This is a genomic window from Breznakia sp. PFB1-19 (assembly GCF_029893935.1).
Classification (GTDB): Bacteria; Bacillota_I; Bacilli_A; order Erysipelotrichales; family Erysipelotrichaceae; genus Breznakia; species Breznakia blatticola.
The window spans coordinates 19,592-40,084 of record NZ_JARXXJ010000001.1 but is presented as its reverse complement, the minus strand read 5'-3'; the positions used below and the strand labels follow the sequence as shown (position 1 = coordinate 40,084).

16 protein-coding genes are annotated in these 20,493 nt (G+C 36.8%); 2 read left to right on the top strand and 14 right to left on the bottom strand.

Translation table 11 applies throughout. The features are described from left to right. The first annotated feature begins 148 nt into the window (after positions 1-148). Entirely contained in the window at positions 149-874 is a 726-nt protein-coding gene (locus M2098_RS00135; protein WP_280681006.1) for a LytTR family DNA-binding domain-containing protein, read from the top strand. Next, entirely contained in the window at positions 864-2,177 is a 1,314-nt protein-coding gene (locus M2098_RS00130; RefSeq protein WP_280681008.1) for a GHKL domain-containing protein, read from the top strand. Before M2098_RS00135 ends, M2098_RS00130 begins: the two co-directional genes overlap by 11 nt. A gap of 106 nt (positions 2,178-2,283) precedes the next feature. Here the strand turns inward: M2098_RS00130 and M2098_RS00125 are convergent, their stop codons facing one another. The 14 genes from M2098_RS00125 to M2098_RS00060 all read right to left on the bottom strand — a co-directional run bounded on the left by M2098_RS00125 (position 2,284) and on the right by M2098_RS00060 (position 20,465). Beyond that, positions 2,284-9,363 (bottom strand): InlB B-repeat-containing protein, encoded by a 7,080-nt coding sequence (locus M2098_RS00125; RefSeq protein WP_280681009.1) that lies wholly within the window; start codon positions 9,361-9,363, stop codon positions 2,284-2,286. Positions 9,364-9,520: 157 nt separating this feature from the next. Next, positions 9,521-10,210 carry a lysophospholipid acyltransferase family protein gene (locus M2098_RS00120; RefSeq protein ID WP_134170450.1) on the bottom strand — a complete coding sequence of 230 codons (690 nt, stop codon included), beginning with the start codon at positions 10,208-10,210 and terminating at the stop codon, positions 9,521-9,523. Between the two features lie 3 nt (positions 10,211-10,213). Then, on the bottom strand, positions 10,214-10,543 hold the full coding sequence (gene acpS / locus M2098_RS00115; protein WP_134170448.1) for a holo-ACP synthase: 330 nt from the start codon (positions 10,541-10,543) through the stop codon (positions 10,214-10,216). A 1-nt stretch (position 10,544) separates the two neighbouring features. After that, positions 10,545-10,976, bottom strand: coding sequence for a 3-hydroxyacyl-ACP dehydratase FabZ (gene fabZ / locus M2098_RS00110; protein ID WP_134170446.1), 432 nt, complete (start codon positions 10,974-10,976; stop codon positions 10,545-10,547). Between the two features lies 1 nt (position 10,977). Beyond that, positions 10,978-12,216 (bottom strand): beta-ketoacyl-ACP synthase II, encoded by a 1,239-nt coding sequence (gene fabF, locus M2098_RS00105; RefSeq protein ID WP_280681016.1) that lies wholly within the window; start codon positions 12,214-12,216, stop codon positions 10,978-10,980. 8 nt (positions 12,217-12,224) lie between these two features. Further along, on the bottom strand, positions 12,225-12,959 hold the full coding sequence (gene fabG, locus M2098_RS00100) for a 3-oxoacyl-[acyl-carrier-protein] reductase (protein ID WP_280681017.1): 735 nt from the start codon (positions 12,957-12,959) through the stop codon (positions 12,225-12,227). Continuing rightward, on the bottom strand, positions 12,952-13,881 hold the full coding sequence (gene fabD / locus M2098_RS00095) for an ACP S-malonyltransferase (protein ID WP_280681018.1): 930 nt from the start codon (positions 13,879-13,881) through the stop codon (positions 12,952-12,954). The genes fabG and fabD overlap by 8 nt, the downstream gene beginning before the upstream one ends. Before the next feature lie 2 nt (positions 13,882-13,883). Continuing rightward, complete coding sequence (locus M2098_RS00090; RefSeq protein ID WP_280681020.1) at positions 13,884-14,963, bottom strand: nitronate monooxygenase; 1,080 nt, start codon at positions 14,961-14,963, stop codon at positions 13,884-13,886. After that, positions 14,951-15,901, bottom strand: coding sequence for a nitronate monooxygenase (locus M2098_RS00085; protein WP_134170437.1), 951 nt, complete (start codon positions 15,899-15,901; stop codon positions 14,951-14,953). The genes M2098_RS00090 and M2098_RS00085 overlap by 13 nt, the downstream gene beginning before the upstream one ends. Before the next feature lie 10 nt (positions 15,902-15,911). Beyond that, positions 15,912-16,880 carry a beta-ketoacyl-ACP synthase III gene (locus M2098_RS00080; RefSeq protein WP_280681024.1) on the bottom strand — a complete coding sequence of 323 codons (969 nt, stop codon included), beginning with the start codon at positions 16,878-16,880 and terminating at the stop codon, positions 15,912-15,914. Then, on the bottom strand, positions 16,867-17,805 hold the full coding sequence (locus M2098_RS00075) for an acetyl-CoA carboxylase carboxyltransferase subunit alpha (protein ID WP_280681026.1): 939 nt from the start codon (positions 17,803-17,805) through the stop codon (positions 16,867-16,869). Before M2098_RS00075 ends, M2098_RS00080 begins: the two co-directional genes overlap by 14 nt. A gap of 6 nt (positions 17,806-17,811) precedes the next feature. Continuing rightward, positions 17,812-18,675: an acetyl-CoA carboxylase, carboxyltransferase subunit beta gene (accD, locus tag M2098_RS00070; RefSeq protein ID WP_280681027.1), complete on the bottom strand. Its 864-nt coding sequence runs from the start codon at positions 18,673-18,675 to the stop codon at positions 17,812-17,814. Next, a complete protein-coding gene (gene accC, locus M2098_RS00065) occupies positions 18,659-20,026 on the bottom strand; it encodes an acetyl-CoA carboxylase biotin carboxylase subunit (RefSeq protein ID WP_280681029.1) in 1,368 nt (455 codons plus the stop codon). The genes accD and accC overlap by 17 nt, the downstream gene beginning before the upstream one ends. 7 nt (positions 20,027-20,033) lie before the next feature. Continuing rightward, on the bottom strand, positions 20,034-20,465 hold the full coding sequence (locus tag M2098_RS00060; RefSeq protein ID WP_134170426.1) for a biotin/lipoyl-containing protein: 432 nt from the start codon (positions 20,463-20,465) through the stop codon (positions 20,034-20,036). Between the last annotated feature and the right edge of the window lie 28 nt (positions 20,466-20,493).

Genomic DNA, 20,493 nt, shown 5'->3' with positions numbered 1-20,493 from the left:
AATATCTCCCTTCGATATGTTCAATTATACACACAATTAATGTAATTCTTGAGATGTAAACCAATCCTTTCAGTAGCGCGAAAAGTTGTTGACAACGTATAATGGCTATGGTAAAGAATAGAAGACTTGAACGGGGGGATTTTATCATATGAGTATGACAAAACTGGTACGAATCGCAATTTGTGAAGATGATACTACTGATGCTACACATCTTAAACAATTACTTGCACAAAGTGGATTTGAAACGCAAATTGAAACATTTACAAGTGGTGAAGAATTTATTGAACACATGCAACCTTTTATCTATGATGTTATTTTCTTAGATATTTGCATGAAAGAAATTAATGGGATTACACTTGCCGAGCACATTCGCAAACAAGACAGCCATACCCATCTAGTATTCACTACATCGAATAATGAATATGCTCTTGCTGGATATCGTGTACAAGCCCTACAATACCTAATCAAACCCGTAAAATCGGAGGACATCAATCAAGTTCTCCAACAAGTACGTAAACAAAAAGAAGATGTTCGATATATTCCTTTTGTGAGTGAAGGAAAACGTATTGACGTTGCTTGCCAACGAATTATGTATATTGAAATCTATGGAAAAAATACAATGATTCATACAACAGATGGTCCTATATGTGTACATCTATCAATTGATGTGATGTCACAGTTATTACCATCATCATTTGTACGTACGCATCGCTCCTACATCGTAAACTTCAACTACGTAAAAAAACTTGAAGAAGACTTCATTATGGAAAATGGAGCAAAAATCTATATTCGAAAGAAAGGTGCAGAAGAAATCAAACAAAAATGGCATGATTTCTTAATTGAAAGCACGCGTGGTGATTCTCATGACATTTGATATGTTTAGCTATGTTCATGGCATCATTATCCTAATGATTGGTGTGTTATTAAGTTTTTATCCAGTTCGCAAGGAACTGGTAGTTTCATTATCTAATGTTTTGGTTACTTCCTTTATGGCAAGTTGTATCTTTGCACTAATAAGTGCACTTGCAGATGGATATGTGTTCAATTTATTACTACCAATCTTTTTGGTTTGTGGATTATTGTATCATCACCATGTGCTTCAAGTATCGATATATAAAAGCGCTTTTGTTGTTGCGCTTGCTACCAATGTCTTTGTATTACTTGCTTTATTATCTGATGGTCTCATTGCCTTTGCTTATGGATTTACATCTATGGCAAATTTGAATTACGACACAATCATGATGATTTGGAGTACCTTTTGTATGATTGTTGGTGGATTCATAGCTCAATTTGTATTATCAAATTTTGTTTATTCTACAATTGAGAAATTGCAATTAACAAATTGGAAAACCTATTGGTTGCTTCCAACTGTATTTACAATCGCAATTACATCAATCGGTTTTACAAGTATTGCAAGACCAATCATCTTTACGTTGTATATGTGCGTAATGGCAGTTGTTGAAGCAGTAACAATTAGTGTTCTATTTCACCTAATTGAAGTCAATGTAGATACGGCACAAACCATATCTAAATTACAAGGCGAGAAAAAGCATCTAGAGATTTTGCATGATGAGTATGAAACGATTCGTCGCTACTTCGAAAAATCACAACAACTCCGTCATGACCAAAAACATCAATATCGCTTAATGCATACTTTATTGCAACAAGGTGCATATGACGAATTAAATGGCTATATCTCAAATTTGAGTGAAAGTATTGCAACCAGTGATCATGTACGTTTCACAAATAACATTAATTTAAATGCAATTTTAAACTTCTATTATGATGTTGCTAACCATGCAAACATTCAAATTCGTCTTGCGATTGATTTACCTAGTGAAATTACTACAGTACAAGATAGTGATTTATGTATTGTAGTTGGAAATCTACTTGAAAATGCAATTGAGAGTTGCAGTGATATTACAGATGCAACAAGCATTAAATTACATATGTGTATTACTAGACAAAACCTTGTGATTACTATGGACAATAGTTGTCACAGTTCACATATCCACAAGTATGAGAATACTTACATTTCTTCAAAAGTGGATGCACCTTCTGGAATTGGACTTTCTTCAATTTCAACCATTGTTAGTTCATATAATGGATACTGTAAATTTTCAAATGATCTTGAACAGTTTTATAGTTCTATAGTGATTCCATTAACTGATGCATAATTACCTAGGCACCTTCAAAGGTGTCTTTTTTACACGAAAAAAGGACCAACCCAAAGGGCCAGTCCTGAAGTAATCGAAGAGGAACATCTTCGTTGCTTCCATCATATTACGATTTTTTTCGTTTCTTTCTACTAAATAATACACCGATTACTGCAAGTGAACCAACTAGTGCAAATGTGTTACGAAGTACACTTTTACTTACTTTTTGTGTTCCTGTACTTACATTAGAACCACTACCTTTTGTAGTTGAGTCGTTTCCTTTGCTTGGTAAACTTGGATCGGTTGGTTTGCTAGGATCCACGATTGGTGGAACACTTGGATCTTTTGGTGGCGTTGTATCGTCTTTAGGTGGCGTAACAACATCTTTTTTCCAAATTGCATATAATTCCACATTTGCTCCACTGATTGTTAGTGAAGCATTAGAATCATACATTGTTCCTGAACCATCTTTGCTTGTATTCCAACCAACGAATGTGTATCCTTCACGTTTGAATGTTGAACCATCTAAGACAAGAACCACTTCATCTTTATTAAAGAATTCCACTTTCACAGCTTTGTATGAACCATCCGCTTCTACAACATAGTATGTAATTGAATATTTCACTGTTGGTGTATCAGCGACGAATTCCCAAGTTCCTGTAGCTGTTGCATCTTGTTTGTTGATTGTAATGTTATCCATTCCATATCCTTTGAATACCCATTTTCCACCAGTGACAGTTACACTTGTTGATGTTGGTTGAGTTAGTGTTACGACATTTCCATTAACAAGTTGTTCATGTTTTTGTGGTAGTAGGTTTAATACTTCAAGTGGAAGAGGACTTCCATCATTTGATACGAATGTGTAGTCTACTTCATATTCATTTGCTGTGAAACGCCATGTTCCTGTGAATGTTTCATTTTTACCTGCAATTGTATATGTGTTCACATTGTATCCAACAAATTCCCAGACTCCATCGTTTGCAGTATCTACATACGTTGTTTGGCTTGGAAGGGTTGCATTTATAACGTCTGTATCATGCACATTTTGATGTTCTGTTGGTAGGAAGTCCATCAACTCACTTGGTAGTAAAATACTTGAATCTTCACTTTCGAATTTGTAGTTTACGACATATTCATTAACTACTGGATTAGCAATATATTCCCACTCACCAGTAAATGTCGCACTTGCTTTATTTACAACAATTGGGTCTGTATCATAACCATTAAATACCCATTTACCATCACTTACCACGACCTCATCAACTAACGGTTGTGTAGCAACTACGCTATCACCATGTACTTTTCCTGTATGTTTACTTGGTAGTAAATCAGTCACATCACTTGGTAATACACTTCCATCTTTTGCGACGAATTTGTAATCTACTTCGTATGTGTTTGCCACGAATTTCCATGTACCAGTAAATGTTGCATTGGCTTTATTGATGGTAATTGAATCTACATCATAGCCAACAAACTTCCATGTTCCATCTTTAGCATTGTCTACGACTGATGTTGATGTAGGATCTACTTTGTTTACCGTTACTCCATTTGCTACATTTTTATGTTTGCTAGGTAATAAAGCTGTTACATCACTTGGTAAAGTACTTCCATCGTTTGCGATGAACTTGTAATCTACTTCAAATGTATTTGGCACAAATTTCCATGTTCCGGTAAATGTTGCATTGGCTTTATTAATTGTAATTGAATCTACATCATAGCCAACAAATTGCCATGTTCCACCTTTGGCATTATCTACCACAGATGTTGTTGTAGGATCTACTTTGTTTACCGTTGCTCCATTGGCTACATTTGTATGTTTGCTAGGCAGTAAATCTGTTACATCACTTGGCAATGTTAAGCTTGGATCTTGCGATACGAATGTATAGTTTACTTCATACACTGCATCTTTTGTCCACTGTGCATACAGGATGGTATCACTTGAAATTGTAAATGTATCTCCGGCATTATATGCAATTCCTTTACCATCTGCTTTGGTATTCCATCCAGCAAATGTATAACCATCACGAGCAAGATCACCTACCGCTTTTGCTTGAATTGAATCAGTTGCAAGATATGGACTACTTGTATCAACTGGTACACTACCACTTGTATGTCCATTTCCATCATATGTTAAGGTGAATTTTTCAGCTTCTGCATCTACTTTTTCCCAAAGCGACCACATAATCATATCGTTTGTAATTGTGACATATTGTCCTTCTTTGTAGATGATTGGAGCAGAAACCATCCGGTTTGTCCAACCAACAAATTTATATCCTTCTTTTTTCATGTCACCAGGACCTTTTAGTTGAACTAAATCTCCATTTTTATATGGTGAGTTTGCATCCACTGGTGCACTTCCTTTAACTGCGCTATCTGCGGCATAGTAAACAACTGTCCACTCTTTTGAAGTATCCGTCACTTTTTCCCACTTCGCATATAGTTTTAATTGACTTGTCATAATTACTGGATCATTTTCTCTATATGTTTTTCCAGAACCATCAGCTTCTGTATTCCATCCTTTGAACTCATATCCATCTTTTACTAAGTCACCTTTATATGCTAATTTTGCACGCTCGTTTTCATTGTATTCTTTTGGATCGACTGGAACACTTCCATGTGTATGTCCATTTCCATCATAGATAATTTTCTTTGCTGGAACCCATTGTGCATATAAATCAACATCTTCACGAATCGCGAATGTTGCATTTGGTTTATATAATGTTCCAGAGTAATCTTCTTTTGTGTTCCATCCTAAGAAGAAATGATTTTCTTTTAGTAAATCCACATTGTCTTTTACCGTCACAGTATCATTTTTCACATAAATCGTACTGTCTGTTGGTACACTTCCACTCTCTGCTTGTGTTCCATGATATGTAACATGTAGTTCTTTTGACCACTGTGCATATAGTACAGTGTCATTTAAGATATTGAATGTTTCATTTGGCTGATAACTATCTCCAGAACCTTTAGGACTTGTATTCCATCCAGTAAAGATATATCCATCTTTTACTAAATCAAGTTTATCTGCTACGACAACTGGATCTTTTAATGTATATGGTGAACCTGTATCGACTGGTACACTTCCACTTGTTGCTCCATTTGCATCATAACTTACAGATAACGGAATACTCTTATCACGCCACTGTGCATACAATGTTACATCTCCATCGAATTGTACCACTTGATCTGGTTGGTATGTAATTCCTCTACCGTCTGCTTGTGTATTCCAACCAACGAATTCAAATCCATCTTTTAGTAGTGTTCCTTGTCCAAGGATTGTTGCTTTTTCACTTCCCTTATATGGAGCATTGATATCGATTGGTTTTGAACCTGCAGTCTGTCCATTTCCATTGTATGTGATGTTGTATGTGACATCATTTTCATCAACCCATTGTGGATAGAATAATACATTGCTTGTGACTACCATGTATTGACCAGGTTTGTAGATTTTTGATCCACCAACAGCAATATTTCTCCATCCTGCAAAGATGTATCCATCTCTTTCTAAGTCACCTTTATCCATGACTTTTACAAGTGATCCATATGCATATGGTGAGTTTGCATCCACTGGTGCACTACCGCTAGTTGCTAGATTTTTACTATAAACAACAGTTACATCTTCTTCTTTTTCTTCAAGTTTTTTCCACTGTGCATATAATGTTAAATCTTCTTTAATCATAAATTGTGCATTTAGTTTGTATGTGGTTCCTGATCCATCTGGTTCTGTATTCCATGAATCAAATTCATAATTTTCTTTAACTAGTGTTCCATAGTCAAGTGCTTTAATGACATCGATATCTGCATAACGGTTACTATCCACTGGCGCACTACCATGTGTGTTTCCGTTTCCATCATAGTACATATGTAATTCAGGTTTCCAGTATGCATATAAGTTTACATCCCCTTTAATTGGGATACTGCTTCCTTCTTTGTATACTCCACCTGTATAGTCTTCTGATGTACTCCATCCACGATGTACATACCCATCTTTTTCTAAACCTGCACTACTTAATATATCTGCACGTTCTCCAGCAATGTATTGTTTCGTGTCAACTGGGGTATCACCTTCTGTAGCATCCATGTTGTGATATGTCACAGTGTATAGTTTTGAAAACTGTGCATATAAAGTCACATCATCTACAGCTACAAATGTATCATCTGCTACATAATCAGTACCACTACCGTCTGCTTTGGTATTCCAACCAACAAAACGGTATCCATCTTTTTCTAAATCCGTATTATCTAATACAGTAACTTCGCTATTTAGTGTATATGGAGAATCACTATCTACTGGTACACTTCCACTTGTTGCATCATTTGCATCATAAACTACGTTTAGTTTTGTGTTTGTATCACGCCACTGTGCATAAAGTACAGTATTTCTTACTAGGTAGTATTCATCATTTTCTTGGTACATGTCTCCACTACCATCTGCTTTGGTATTCCAACCAATAAATGTTTTACCAGTATTATTCATAGTTGCTGTACCTAATACTTTTACTTTACTTTTCTTAGCATACGTTGCATTTGTATCAACTGGTGCAGCACCTGCAGTTATACCATTTCCATCATAAGTAATCGTATGTTGTTCTGTCACAACTGGTTGTGGTAATTCTAAATGCCAAACACCTCCACCAAATGTTGTTGTATACATGTATTTTGGATCACGACTATCTTCAATAACACGAGTCGGTACCGTAAACTGGAATCCATCAAGCTTAATCCAATCATCAAAAGTTGTATCTGCACCTTTGTAAGATACATATACTTCTCCACCTGTCGTATTACATAAATACAGTACATTATCGTTACGGCTATCTACTTGTAAATCGTATACGTTTTCATTAGAAGGATAAATCAGTTTCCAAGTATGACCATCGTCACCTGAAACCCATCCTCCACCGAATTCACGTTTTCCTGGAGCACCATTTAGTGAAGCTACTTTACCAGAGGCATAGATATTTCCTTTACTATCAAATGAAACTCCACTGAATACAGATACATAGTCGTTACCTTTCCAGCTAGATTCCATATTCGCATCACTATTTGCATTACTTGGCATCGATGCTAATTTTGTCCATGTGTCTTGTCCACGTTCTAAGTAATAGACTGGACCATCTCCTGGGTGATAATCAATTAGTGCAAGCTTTCCTTCTTCAGTTCCAGTTTTTGCTCCTCCACCCATTTGGGCAAATACAACATAGAGTCTTGAGTAATCTGCATTGTATTCTAAACGCCAAGGCATTTGATATGGTTCATCTTCCATTCCCATATTGTATTTTTCCCAGTGGATTCCTCCATCGGTTGAACGATACACACCATAACCAATACATGATGCATAGACAACACGTTTATCGATTTCTTTTGGACTGTTTGGATCAATTACAACACTTGTGACCATTGCACGGTCAGGTAGTCCAGTAATCCCATCATCTTCACGCACGGGTTGTGTTCCTAATGTACCTGTTGCACTCCAAGTTGCACCACCATCAGTTGAACGTAATATTCCTCCAACCCATCTAAATCCTGATTTATTTTCATCTTGTTTTGTCAAATCAGCCAATTTCAAAATATCGATGATATACGTTCCAATATTTAAATCATGACATCCATTCATTCCAGCAAATACAAGCCCTTCAATATCTGGGTCAAATTCTAATGAATATGCCGAATTTGAATAGTAGCTTTGGTGTGGAATCCCATTATTTTGCGAACGTCTCCATGTGTCTCCACCATCTTTTGATTCAAATAAACCAACATCTGAGTAACTAATAAACATGTGTTGGTCATCAAATGGGTCAACATCAACATCCCAACTTGTGATTTGATCAACTCCACGCGTTTTTCCAAATGCTGTTTCAGCATCAAAATCACTGTTTGTATCATACCAAGTGGCTCCTCCATCTCTTGATATGTATGCATTACCATGTGTTGATACCATGACGATATCTGGATTTGACTTACAAACTGAAACTCCACGGTTTAGTCCATTCCATGCGACAGATAAACTTCTTGCACTAAATAGCTCTGTCCAGTTATGTTCAACAATGTTTTTTGAATCCCAACCTTTCAGTACAGTTTCCCATGTTTTTCCACCATCTGTTGACTTGGCAACTCCAGTTCCTAATGAGTTATGTTCTCCTTTAGATGATGTATAGGTTAAGTAGACATTTTCATCATATACTGCAACACCATAATAGGTAATATCACTACCTGCCTCTGGTTCCACAGACCCATTTGAAATGTTTGTCCATGTTCTACCTTCATCTTCTGTTTTCATTAAATCAAGGTAGGTATATACTTCGTTCCCATTCTTATCAAACGTAATAATATTTTCAATTGCATAAATCACCATTTTTTTAGTGACTGGATCATAATACATATCTCCATTTCTTGAAGTCATAGTTGATAAAGTTTCATATGTTTTACTTCCATTATCAATGATTTCAAAAAATCCATCACTTGTATATAAACCAATACGTCTTTCATCTTTTGGTGATTCTGGATCAATATGTATTTTTACATATTTCTCAATACTTGTTGGTGAATATTGCCATGCTGACATTGTATTCATTGGCCACTCTGCAAGCACTTCCCATGTTTTTCCGTTATCTGTCGTTTTTACTAACTGAGGAACTGCTTGATTTTTTTGTCCTCTTTGGAAATAGTAAATAGTATTTGGGTCATCTGGATCCACCTCTAAAGCCATAACACGGCTTTTTGGCGTTGCACTTGCATCGTGGTAAGTGAATTCCACCCCTTCTTGAATCCCTGATACGGTTTCTTTAATATTCTCTTTTGTTGGATAGAAACGTTCGTAATCTAGCCCTTTATTGTGAGAAACCCAAATATGTGTGTTATAAGCATACACAACATTTGGATCATGTTTACTAAATGAGAACTTTGCACTTCCACCTAGGTTTCTTTGCACCCAGCTTTTCCCACCATCAACTGATGTAAACGAACCTGACATATCTGTTGTCATAAGTAAGTTATTTTCATCTTGTGGGTTTACGATAGGGTTGAATAAAGCCCCACCTCCACCAGGTCCAATCGTATGTGCATCAAGATCTGATGACTGAGTTGTTATCTCATTTTCTTTTCTAAGTACGGACAAGTCCTGTCCAAAAAGCACACTTAGATCACTTAATAACATCCCCATTATGACTACGACAATCATAATACTCTTCGAAATGTATTTCTTCATAATCCTTCCTTTCTTATATCTACTTATGTAGTACGTATCAAAAAAGCACTACAAAAGCCCCTGAAACTTTTCTCCAGTATATATAAGACAATAGAATTAAAAAAAACTCTCACTTTTTTCCTTTGGTGAGAGTTATCGATACAAATACATGTCTTTTTTATTTGTTTGTATACAGAATATTTTTTTCAATTTCTTGATAAATATAGTCACTGACTTCTTGCTTATCTTTGCCTTTGTACATCTCATAAGTAAGTGGTGTACCATAAGTAATCGATAAGTTTCTGTTTTTGTCTTTCTTATCATCAATGCAATACGCATTATTTAAAGTAATTGGGACAATCGTTGCCTTTGCCAGAAAAGCTGGTTGCAATGCACCTGCTTTAAATGGATTCATTTGATCATGGCGTGATCTTGTTCCTTCTGGAAAAATCAACAATCGTTTTCCTTGTTTTAAACGTCTAGCCGCTTCACGTAGCATATAGACATTTCCTTCACGTGTATCCGAGTCAAAGTGAATGACACCTAAACATACGGCAATACGACCAAAGATTGGCAATTTCTCATTTTTCTTCTTTGAGATAAATGCCATCGGATATGGACAACTTGCCACAACAAGTGCAGGGTCCAACGTTCCTTGATGATTGGAAACAAATAGTATTGCACCTGTTTCAGGAATATTTTCTTTTCCTTCTACTTTTAACGTATATCCAAGTACTTTTAATACACGATTGCTATGTTTTAGAAAACATTGATAAATCTTGTTTTCATCTTTACCTTTTAAGCGAATGGCATCAAACCAAGCAAATGGTAAGAAAGGGATGACTTTAATAATTTGCCAAAGACTCATGTTTTATTCCTCCCAAATTGCATACGCTATTGCAAATGCCTGCTCATGCGCGATGGATATGTGAATGACATAACCATCGACAAGACAAACAGGTTTGCCATTTTCATCGTTGAGAATTTCAATGTTCGTGATGAGTTTCATTTCATTACATGCTTTATAAATCGCTTCTTTCGCGGCGAAACGACCAGCAAGAAATTCAAGTTTTCGTTGTTTATTTTTCAAGGTTTCATAGAGTGTAATCTCTGATGCAGTTAAGATCTTAGCTGCAAAAGCTGCTTGATTTTGCTCTATTCGTGAAATCTCAACGATGTCACAGCCAATTCCTTTAATCATGTTATGCTCCTACAGCACACATGATTTCACCCTTTACTGCTACTTTACCATCTACACTAGCCTCTACATCTGCAAAGTAGATTCCTGCGCGTTGGTTCGTTAATGTAACTTTAAGGGTTAAGACATCTCCAGGAATCACTTGTTGTTTGAAACGAAGTTTATTGATTCCTGCAAAATAACCGATTTTTCCTTTATTTTCTTCTTTTGATAATAAAAGTACACATCCAGTTTGTGCTAGTGCTTCTACAATTAACACTCCTGGCATAACATGTTTTTCTGGAAAGTGTCCAAGAAAATGCATTTCATTTGTACTTACACATTTCGTTCCAATAATCGTTTTTCCATCTTCACTAATTTCATCGATACGATCCACTAGATGAAAGGGATAACGATGAGGAATAATTTGTTGGATTTCATTTGAATTGTATACCATGTTAGTTCTCCCATTTCTTGAAGATTAAACTGACATTGTGTCCACCAAATCCAAGGGAATTACTCATAGCATACATCATATCTACATGACGCCCTTCATTTGGTACGATATCTAAGTCACATTCTTCATCTGCTTCTTTATAGTTAATAGTTGCTGGCACAAAGCTATCTTGAATCGCCTTAATTGTGATTAATGCTTCAACTGCTCCACTTGCTCCTAATAGATGTCCTGTATTACTTTTTGTTGATGAAACCATCAGTTTTGATGCATGTGTTGCAAACGCACTTTTAATTGCTGCAGTTTCAGTTTTATCATTCATCGGTGTACTTGTTCCGTGTGCATTTACATATGTAATATCGCTTGCTTCAACATTTGCATCTTGAATGGCATTACGCATTGCTTGTGCACCACCTGAACCATCACCAATCGGAGCGGTAATATGATATGCATCACATGATGAACCATATCCTACGATTTCTCCATAGATTTTTGCATTACGTTTTTTGGCATGTTCCAATTCTTCTAAGACAAGAATTGCTGCACCTTCTCCCATGACAAATCCACTACGTTCTTTATCAAAAGGAATACTTGCACGTGTTTTATCTTCACCTGTATGTAATGCACGCATGCTACTAAATCCAGCAACTGCTAGTGGTGTAATACTTGCTTCAGTACCACCTGCTAACATGATTTCCTGATAGCCATCACGAATTTTATGGAATGCTTCACCGATTGCATTACTTCCTGCAGCACAAGCAGTTACTTGACTACTACAGTGTCCTTTGGCTTGTACATCAATTGCAACACTACCAGCTGCTAAGTTAACTAATGCCATTGGAATAAAGTATGGTGAAACACGACTTGGTCCACGATCTTGTAAGTTATCTTCAGCGTTTTCGATTGTTTCAATTCCACCAATCCCCGAAGCAACAATGACACCAAAACGAGTCGCATCAATTGCTTCAACAATTAATTGTGAATCTTCCATTGCTTGTTTTGCGGCAATTCGTGCAAACTGTGTAAAACGGTCATTAAACTTTAAGTCACGTTTTGTGAAGTATACTTCCATGTCTAAATCTTTTACTTCTCCAGCAAGCTTTGCTTTAAAGTCCGTTGTATCAAAGTGCGTAATCTTATCAATTCCACATACGCCATCTTTAATCGCTTGCCATGTATCTGGTGCATTATTTCCAACAGGACTTAAAGCACCCATTCCTGTAATTACTACTCTACGTTTCATGTAAACCTCTACATTACCATTCCGCCATCAACGTGAAGAACTTGTCCTGTCACATAACGGCTTTTATCACTTGCTAAAAAGCTAACCATATTTGCTACATCTTCCATCGTTCCAAAATCTTTCATTGGAATATTTGTTAGGACGGCTTGTTTTACATCATCCGTTAATACATCTGTCATTTTAGTACTGATAAATCCAGGTGCAATTGCATTAACTGTAATTCCTCGTGGTGCAACTTCACGCGCAACACTTTTGGTAAGACCGATGATTCCAGCTTTACTTGCTGCATAGTTTGCTTGTCCTACATTTCCAATTAAACCAATAACACTTGCCATCGAAATAATAGATCCACTGCGTTGTTTCATCATCGGTTTCATCACATGTTTGATACAGTTCCATGTTCCTTTTAAGTTGACATCGATAACGGCATCGAAATCTTGTTCACTCATTCGAAGCATCAATGTATCTTTGGTAATTCCTGAGTTATTAACTAGTACATCGATTTTCCCAAACACGTTAAGTACTTCATCTACCATGTTTTGTACTGCATCATAGTCAGTCACATCGGTATGAATACATAGTGTTTTTACACCAAATGCTTCACATTGTTTTGCGGTATCTAATGCAGGTGTTTCATCACCAATATAGTTAATGACGATATTATACCCTTCTTTTGCCATATTTAAGGCAATGGCTTGACCAATTCCTTGGCTTGCTCCTGTTATTAATGCAACTTTATTCATTTGCTTTTACCTCTTTTATCATCGCTTCTAAACTTGCTTGATCTTCTACACTATATACGTTTACATCACGTGAAATCTTACGCACAAATCCTTTTAATGTTGATCCTGGTCCAATTTCAATAAAGGTTGTTACACCTTGTGCAATCATGTATTCGATACTTTGTGTAAAATACACACTACTTTGGATTTGTTTTTCAAGAATATCAACTAAATCCGCTTGTTCTTCTTTTCCACTAATGTTATACACCACAGGTAGATTTGGACTGCCAAGTTCTACTTGTTGTAGTACACTACGAAGCTTGCTTCCTGCTTCTTTTAATAAACTGGAATGGAAGGCTCCACTCACTTGTAATGGAATGACACGACGTGCTCCTTTTTCAACTAAAGCTTCACTAGCCAACTCCATTGCTTTGGTTGTACCTGTAATTACGATTTGTCCAGGACAGTTATAATTTGCAATTTGGCATAACTCACCTTGTGCACTAATTTCATCACATACTTCTTGAATTAGTGTCGCATCTAAATTAAGTACAGCTGCCATACCTGTTGTACCTGCAGGTAATGCATTTGACATCAATTGTCCACGCTTACGGGTAATTGTAGCAGCATCTTGATAACTCATTGCACCTGCATAAGCTAACGCACTATACTCACCTAAGCTCAAACCAGCCACATAGTCAGGCGTAATCCCATAACTTGAAATGACACTTGCAATCGCTAAAGATGTCGTTAGAATCGCGCTCTGTGCGTATGCTGTATCATTCAACATATCAGCAGGTCCTTCAAAACATAATTTTTTCACATCATAATCTAGTTGCATTCCATCATATACTGATGCAGCCAATGCATACTGATCATATAGTTCTTTACCCATCCCTACTTTTTGGGCACCTTGACCGGCAAATAAGAATCCAATTTTCATATCTATTCCCCCAAAGCTTGTAACGTTTCTTGTTTTAATTCATCAATTAAAGCATCGACAGTTACAATTTCTTTTACTTTATGTGCATTACTACCAACAAAGACCAATCCATTGTCGATATTACCTTTTACACTTTGAATTAATGCTTCACTTATACAATATGGTGTATCTGAAGGATTACATGGTGTTAAACAATTCAAACAACTACGAATTGCAATATTCCCACGTTCCTTTTGTTTTTGCATAAATGAATTCATAATTCCACGACCTGGAAATCCTGTTGGACTTTGTACAATCTCAATATCACTTTCAGTACAGTCAACAACTGCTTGTTTGAAGTTGCTATGTGCATCGCATTCCTCTGTCGCAATAAAGCGTGTTCCCATTTGAACGCCATCTGCACCTAGTTTTAACATACTTGCAATATCATGCCCATCATAAATTCCACCTGCCATAAATACAGGTATTTTACGTTCATATTTCTCTTCGAAGATTTTCAATTCGCTTTTGACTTCGTGATAAATTGTTTCTAGTGACTCACAAGTGTCATTTACTAAATCGTCTTTTTTAAAGCCAAGATGACCACCCGCTTCACTACCTTCAATCACTACAAAATCAGGAGCGACTTGATGACGTTTATCCCAAATCTTACAAACAAGTTTTGCTGCTTTTCCACTTGAGACGATCGGTGCAAGTAAAATACTTGCATCATCAACCATGCTTGGTAAATCCAGTGGCAATCCTGCTCCTGAAATAATCGCATCTACTTTAGCCTTTACTGCTGCTTTTACATATTCAACATAGTTTTTACTGGCTGCCATAATATTGACACCAACCAAACCTTTTCCTAAAGCAATATCACGTGCTTTTTTTACTTCATCGATTAATGCTTGGCAATTACTTGCAAGATTCTCTGTACGAAAGTTTGGCAAACGATATCCTGGATGTGCTGCACTAATAACACCCATGCAGCCATTACTTGCAACTGCTCCAGCAAGATTTCCCAAGGATACTCCAACTCCCATACCACCTTGAATCAAAGGAAACGAGAATGTCTTATCTTTGATCGTTAGTTGTTGCATGATAATTCCTCTTGTTTACTTTGTAAGTTTTCAAGTTGAACTTTACTGTCACAAACAATTCCGTCCAATATTTCTTGAAGACTTTTTTCTTCTTTAATCATTCCAGCAATTTGGCCAATCATTACTGACCCCATTTGCATATCCCCATCAAATACAGCTTTACGAAGTGCACCAAGTGTAAGTTTTTCTAATTCTTCACGGTCCGCTGCTTCTGCTTCTAATTTTGTATATGTACGTGACATTTTATTTTTTAAGATACGTACGGGTGAGTTCATACTTCGCCCAGTAACAACTGTATCTGTATCTTTTGCCTTAATGACAGCTTTTTTATAGTTCTCGTGTACTGGACACTCATTAGCAACTAATAAGCATGTACCTACTTGAACTCCGACAGCCCCTAGTGCAAGTGCTGCATTAAATCCACGTCCATCAGCAATTCCTCCAGCTGCAATAACTGGAATACTCACAGCATCACAAACTTGTGGAACTAATGACATCGTTGTTTGTTCACCAACATGCCCTCCAGCTTCTCCACCTTCAACAATAAGTGCATCTGCGCCAGAGCGTTCCATACGAATTGCTAAAGCAACACTTGGCACAACTGGAAATACTTTTGCCCCACTAGCTTTTAACATTTCCATATACGGTCCTGGATTACCAGCACCAGTTGTAATTACTGCAACTTTTTCTTTGGCAATCATTTCCATTAACTCTTTCGTATATGGGTTCATCATCATAACATTGACCCCAAATGGTTTATCGGTTAATGATTTACATGTATGAATTGCATTACGTGCTTCTTCAACATTCATCGCTCCAGTTCCAATAATTCCAAGACCACCACAGTTACTTACTGCAGCAGCAAATTCTGCTGTTGCAATATTTGCCATCGCTCCTTGAATAATTGGATATTTAATATTTAACATTTTATGTAACATGTTTTTCTCCTTAGAATTCGATTAGACTTGCAGCACATGTAAATCCTGCACCAAAGCCAACCACTACTACTGTTTTACCTTCGCAAACAATTCCTTGTTCGATTGCTTCTGCTAAGGCAATTGGAATACTCCCACCTGAAGTATTTCCATATTTATGTAAATTGGTGAATACTTTAGCATCATCAATTTTCATTCGTTTTGTGACATTATTGATAATCCGTATATTGGCTTGATGTGGAATTAACACATCTATATCTTCAATACGCATATTTGCTTTTTCGAGAACAGCTTCTACTGCTTCTTGTAATGCTTTTACCGCAAAACGGAATACTTCACTTCCGTTTTGATACAAGTATCCAATCTCATGACTTCCATTTTTTAATAAGTCATGGGTTGGTAAGCCTGGACAAATCAGTTGTCCTTGCATATCACCTGTCGCATTTGCATAGTGGAACATTTGTTTATCACTTTCTTCTTGACTCATAACAACTGCACCAGCACCATCACCAAATAAAATACATGTATTACGATCTGTATAGTCAACAATTTTACTGTTTAGATCTACACCTACAACAAGTGCACATGTATACTCACTTAACATATAACTTGCAACTTGTAAGGCATATACAAATCCTGTACAGGCTGCACTTAGATCAAATGCCATCATCTTTACATCTTGTAAACCAAGCTTTCCTTGGATGACACACGCAGTTGATGGTGTGATATTGTCTGGCGTCATTGTTGCACAAATTAGTAAATCAATATCTTTTGGATCAATTTTGGCATTTTCAATTGCCATCTTTGCAGCTTTCGTTGCTAGATCACTTGTATTTTCATCCGTTGAAATACGACGCTCTTTGATTCCTGTTCTAGAAACAATCCATTCATCATTGGTATCTACAATCGTAGACATTGCATCATTATCAACTGTATGTGCACCTAGTGCATATCCACTTCCAAGTACCTTACGATTCTTCATATGCTTCACTTCCCATTCGACGATATTTTTCATATCGTTTTTCAATTAAATCTTTTGTCTTTAACTTTTGGAGTTGCTTTAGTTCATCACGAATATAGATATGCATGCTATTTGCAACTTCTTTTACATCTTTTTGCGCACCACCAAGTGGTTCTTTAATAATCGCATCGATAACTTTTTTACCTAATAAGTCATAAGATGTCAGTTTCATTTGTTTTGCCGCTTCTTTGGCAAGACTCGCATCTTTCCATAAAATTGAGGCAAAACCTTCAGGCGATAAGATTGAATACACTGCATTTTCTAGCATTGCCAACCGATCCGCTACACTTAATGCAAGTGCTCCTCCACTTCCACCTTCACCAATTACAATGGAAATAATAGGTACTTCCAAAGTTGAGAACACTTCTAAACATTTTGCGATTGCTTCTGCTTGTCCACGCTCTTCTGCTTCCTTGCCAGGAAAGGCTCCTGAGGTATCTACTAAATTGATAATTGGACGTTTAAACTTCTCTGCTTGTTTTGCAAGTCGTAACGCTTTTCGATATCCCTCTGGTGAACACATTCCAAAATTTCGTTCCAAATTTTCTTCTGTGTTTTTACCTTTGGCTTGGGCAAGTACAGTCACCGCTTTTCCTTCAAACGTGGCAAGACCTCCTATAAGAGCTTTGTCATCACGTACTCCACGATCCCCATGCAATTCCATAAAATCAGGAAACAACAAGGCAATATAGTCATGTGCTTTTGGACGCTCACTATGTCTAGCTAAATATACGCGGTCCCATGCCTCTAAGTTTTTATATGTCTCCTCTTGAATACGTAAAATTTGCGCATCAATTTCCGCATAGTAGCTTGGATCCATATTCTCTGCTTTTGCCTTTTCAGCTTCCAATGATTGGATTAAGATTTCACATTCTTTTAAATTCATTATGCGCTACCCTACATGGAATGAAAGTAGTTTATATAAGGTATCCTTTAGATCCTTACGTTCTACAATTGCATCCACAAATCCTTTCTCAAGTAGAAATTCACTACGTTGGAATTCTTTTGGTAATACTTCATTAATTGTTTTCTCAATAACTCGTCTACCAGCAAAGCCAATAAGTGCATTTGGTTCTGCTAGAATCATATCGCCTAACATCGCAAACGATGCACTTACACCACCAGTTGTCGGATTAGTAAGTAAACTAATATATAGTAAACCTGCTTGATTATGACGTTCAATAGCAGCACTTGTTTTTGCCATTTGCATCAATGAATCAATTCCTTCTTGCATACGTGCTCCACCACTTGTACATGATATAAGTAATGGTAGTTTTTTCTTAGTTGCATGTTCTATTGCACGAGTGATTTTTTCACCAACAACACTTCCCATACTTCCCATCATAAAATTACTATCCATGATTGCGACAACAAGTTTGATTCCATGAATCTTTCCAGTCCCACATATGACGGCTTCTTTTAAGCCGGTGGCACGTTTGTATTTGTCTAGTTTATCTGCGTATCCTTCAAAGGTTGAACCATCACTTGTTAGTAAAGCATCCATTTCACGAAAGCTATCCTGGTCCATGAGTTGTCGGATTCTTTCTCTTGCGCTTAACTTTAAGTGATGTCCACAACGTGGACATACATACAAATTCGAAACGAAATCTTCATATGGTAAACTTGCATTACACACTTCACAACTTTTTAAAATATCATCAGGAACTTCTTTTGGTTCTACTTGATGTACTACTTTATTTCGTGAACGATTGAAGATTGATAATCGTTCTTGTCTTTTCTTAAATAAATTCTCCATTTGCTACTAACTCCTTTATGTAGGATTCAGCAAAACCTGTATCGTATTTTCCTTCTACAAATTTTGGTGCATGCAATACTAAATAATGAAATTCAATATTGGTATGCACACCATCAATAATTAATTCACTTAATGCACTACGCATCTTTTTAATACATGCTAAACGCGTTGGTGCAAATGTGATCAACTTTAAAATCATTGAATCGTAGTACGGTGGAATTTCATATCCACAATATACAGCCGAATCGCTTCGCACCCCTTTACCTCCAGGAATGTGTAAGAAATTAATCTTTCCTGGACTTGGTGCAAAATCATGAGCGATATTTTCCGCATTGATACGACACTCTAAGGCATATCCTTGAGAAACAATATCTGCTTGTTTGTATTTGAGCACAATACCATCTGCAGAGCGAATTTGTTCCTTGATGATATCTACACCTGTAATCATTTCACTGATTGGGTGTTCAACCTGTACTCTTGTATTCATTTCCATAAAATAAAAATGATTGTTTTTATCTAATAAGAACTCAATGGTTCCTACTGAGTTATATCCCACATACTTTGCTGCACGCACTGCTGCATCTAGCATTTCTTGACGTGTGGTATCATCCAATATATGACAAGGAGCTTCCTCGATCATTTTCTGATTCCGTCTTTGGAATGAACAATCACGTTCAAACAAGTGAATGACATTTCCATGTTTATCAGCAAGTAGTTGGACTTCAATGTGTTTTGGATTTTCCAAGTATTTTTCCATATATACATCATCATCACCAAAACATGCCATCGCTTCTGCTTTAGCTGCTTTAAAGTTCGCAACATACGTATCTTCATCACGCACGATACGCATACCACGTCCTCCTCCACCACTACTAGCTTTGATAATGACAGGAAATCCCATACTTTTAGCAAGAGCTAAACCTTCTTGTGCATCTGCTAAGATTTGTTTACTTCCGGGAATTACTGGAACGTTTGCTTCCATCATCATTTGACGAGCTTTACTTTTATTCCCCATCTTTTCAATGATTTCTGGATCTGGCCCAACAAAAATCAGACCACAACTTTGTACAAGTCTAGCAAACTTTGGATTCTCACTAAGAAATCCAAATCCTGGATGAATGGCATCACAACCTGTACTACATGCAGCTTGAATGATGTTATTCATATCTAAATAGGATTCATTCACACGTGGTCCACCAATACAAATGGCTTCATCAGCTAGTTGAGTATGAAGTGCATCCTTATCTGCTGTTGAATATAAAGCAACACTTTGAATTCCCATCTCTTTACACGCACGAATGATGCGAACTGCAATTTCACCACGGTTCGCAATACATAGTTTCTGTATCATATGACACCTAATCGATGATCATTAGCACATCATCAAATTGCACCATATCACCATTGTTTTTAGCAATCCATGCAACGCGTCCTGCTTGTGGTGCTTTAATTTCATTTAGCACTTTCATCGCTTCAATAATACAAAGTGTATCTCCAGCTTTCACTTGACTTCCCACCTCAACAAATGGTGCATCATTCTCTGAAGGTGCTGCGTAATATGTACCAACAAGTGGGCTTTTAATATCAGTCCCAGTTACTTGGTTTGTGCTTTCTTCAGTTACACTCGCTACAGGTGCACTCACGCTTACAGGTGCAGGTGTACTTATATACTCCACACTAGCTCCTGGTTTTTCCATTGCGATTTTTATATCATCAACTTCCAATTCCATCTTTGCTAGTGAACTATCTTCAAATAAAGCAATAATAGCTTTGATTTTACTTGTATCCATATCCTATATCTCCTTTAAAAAAAAGCTA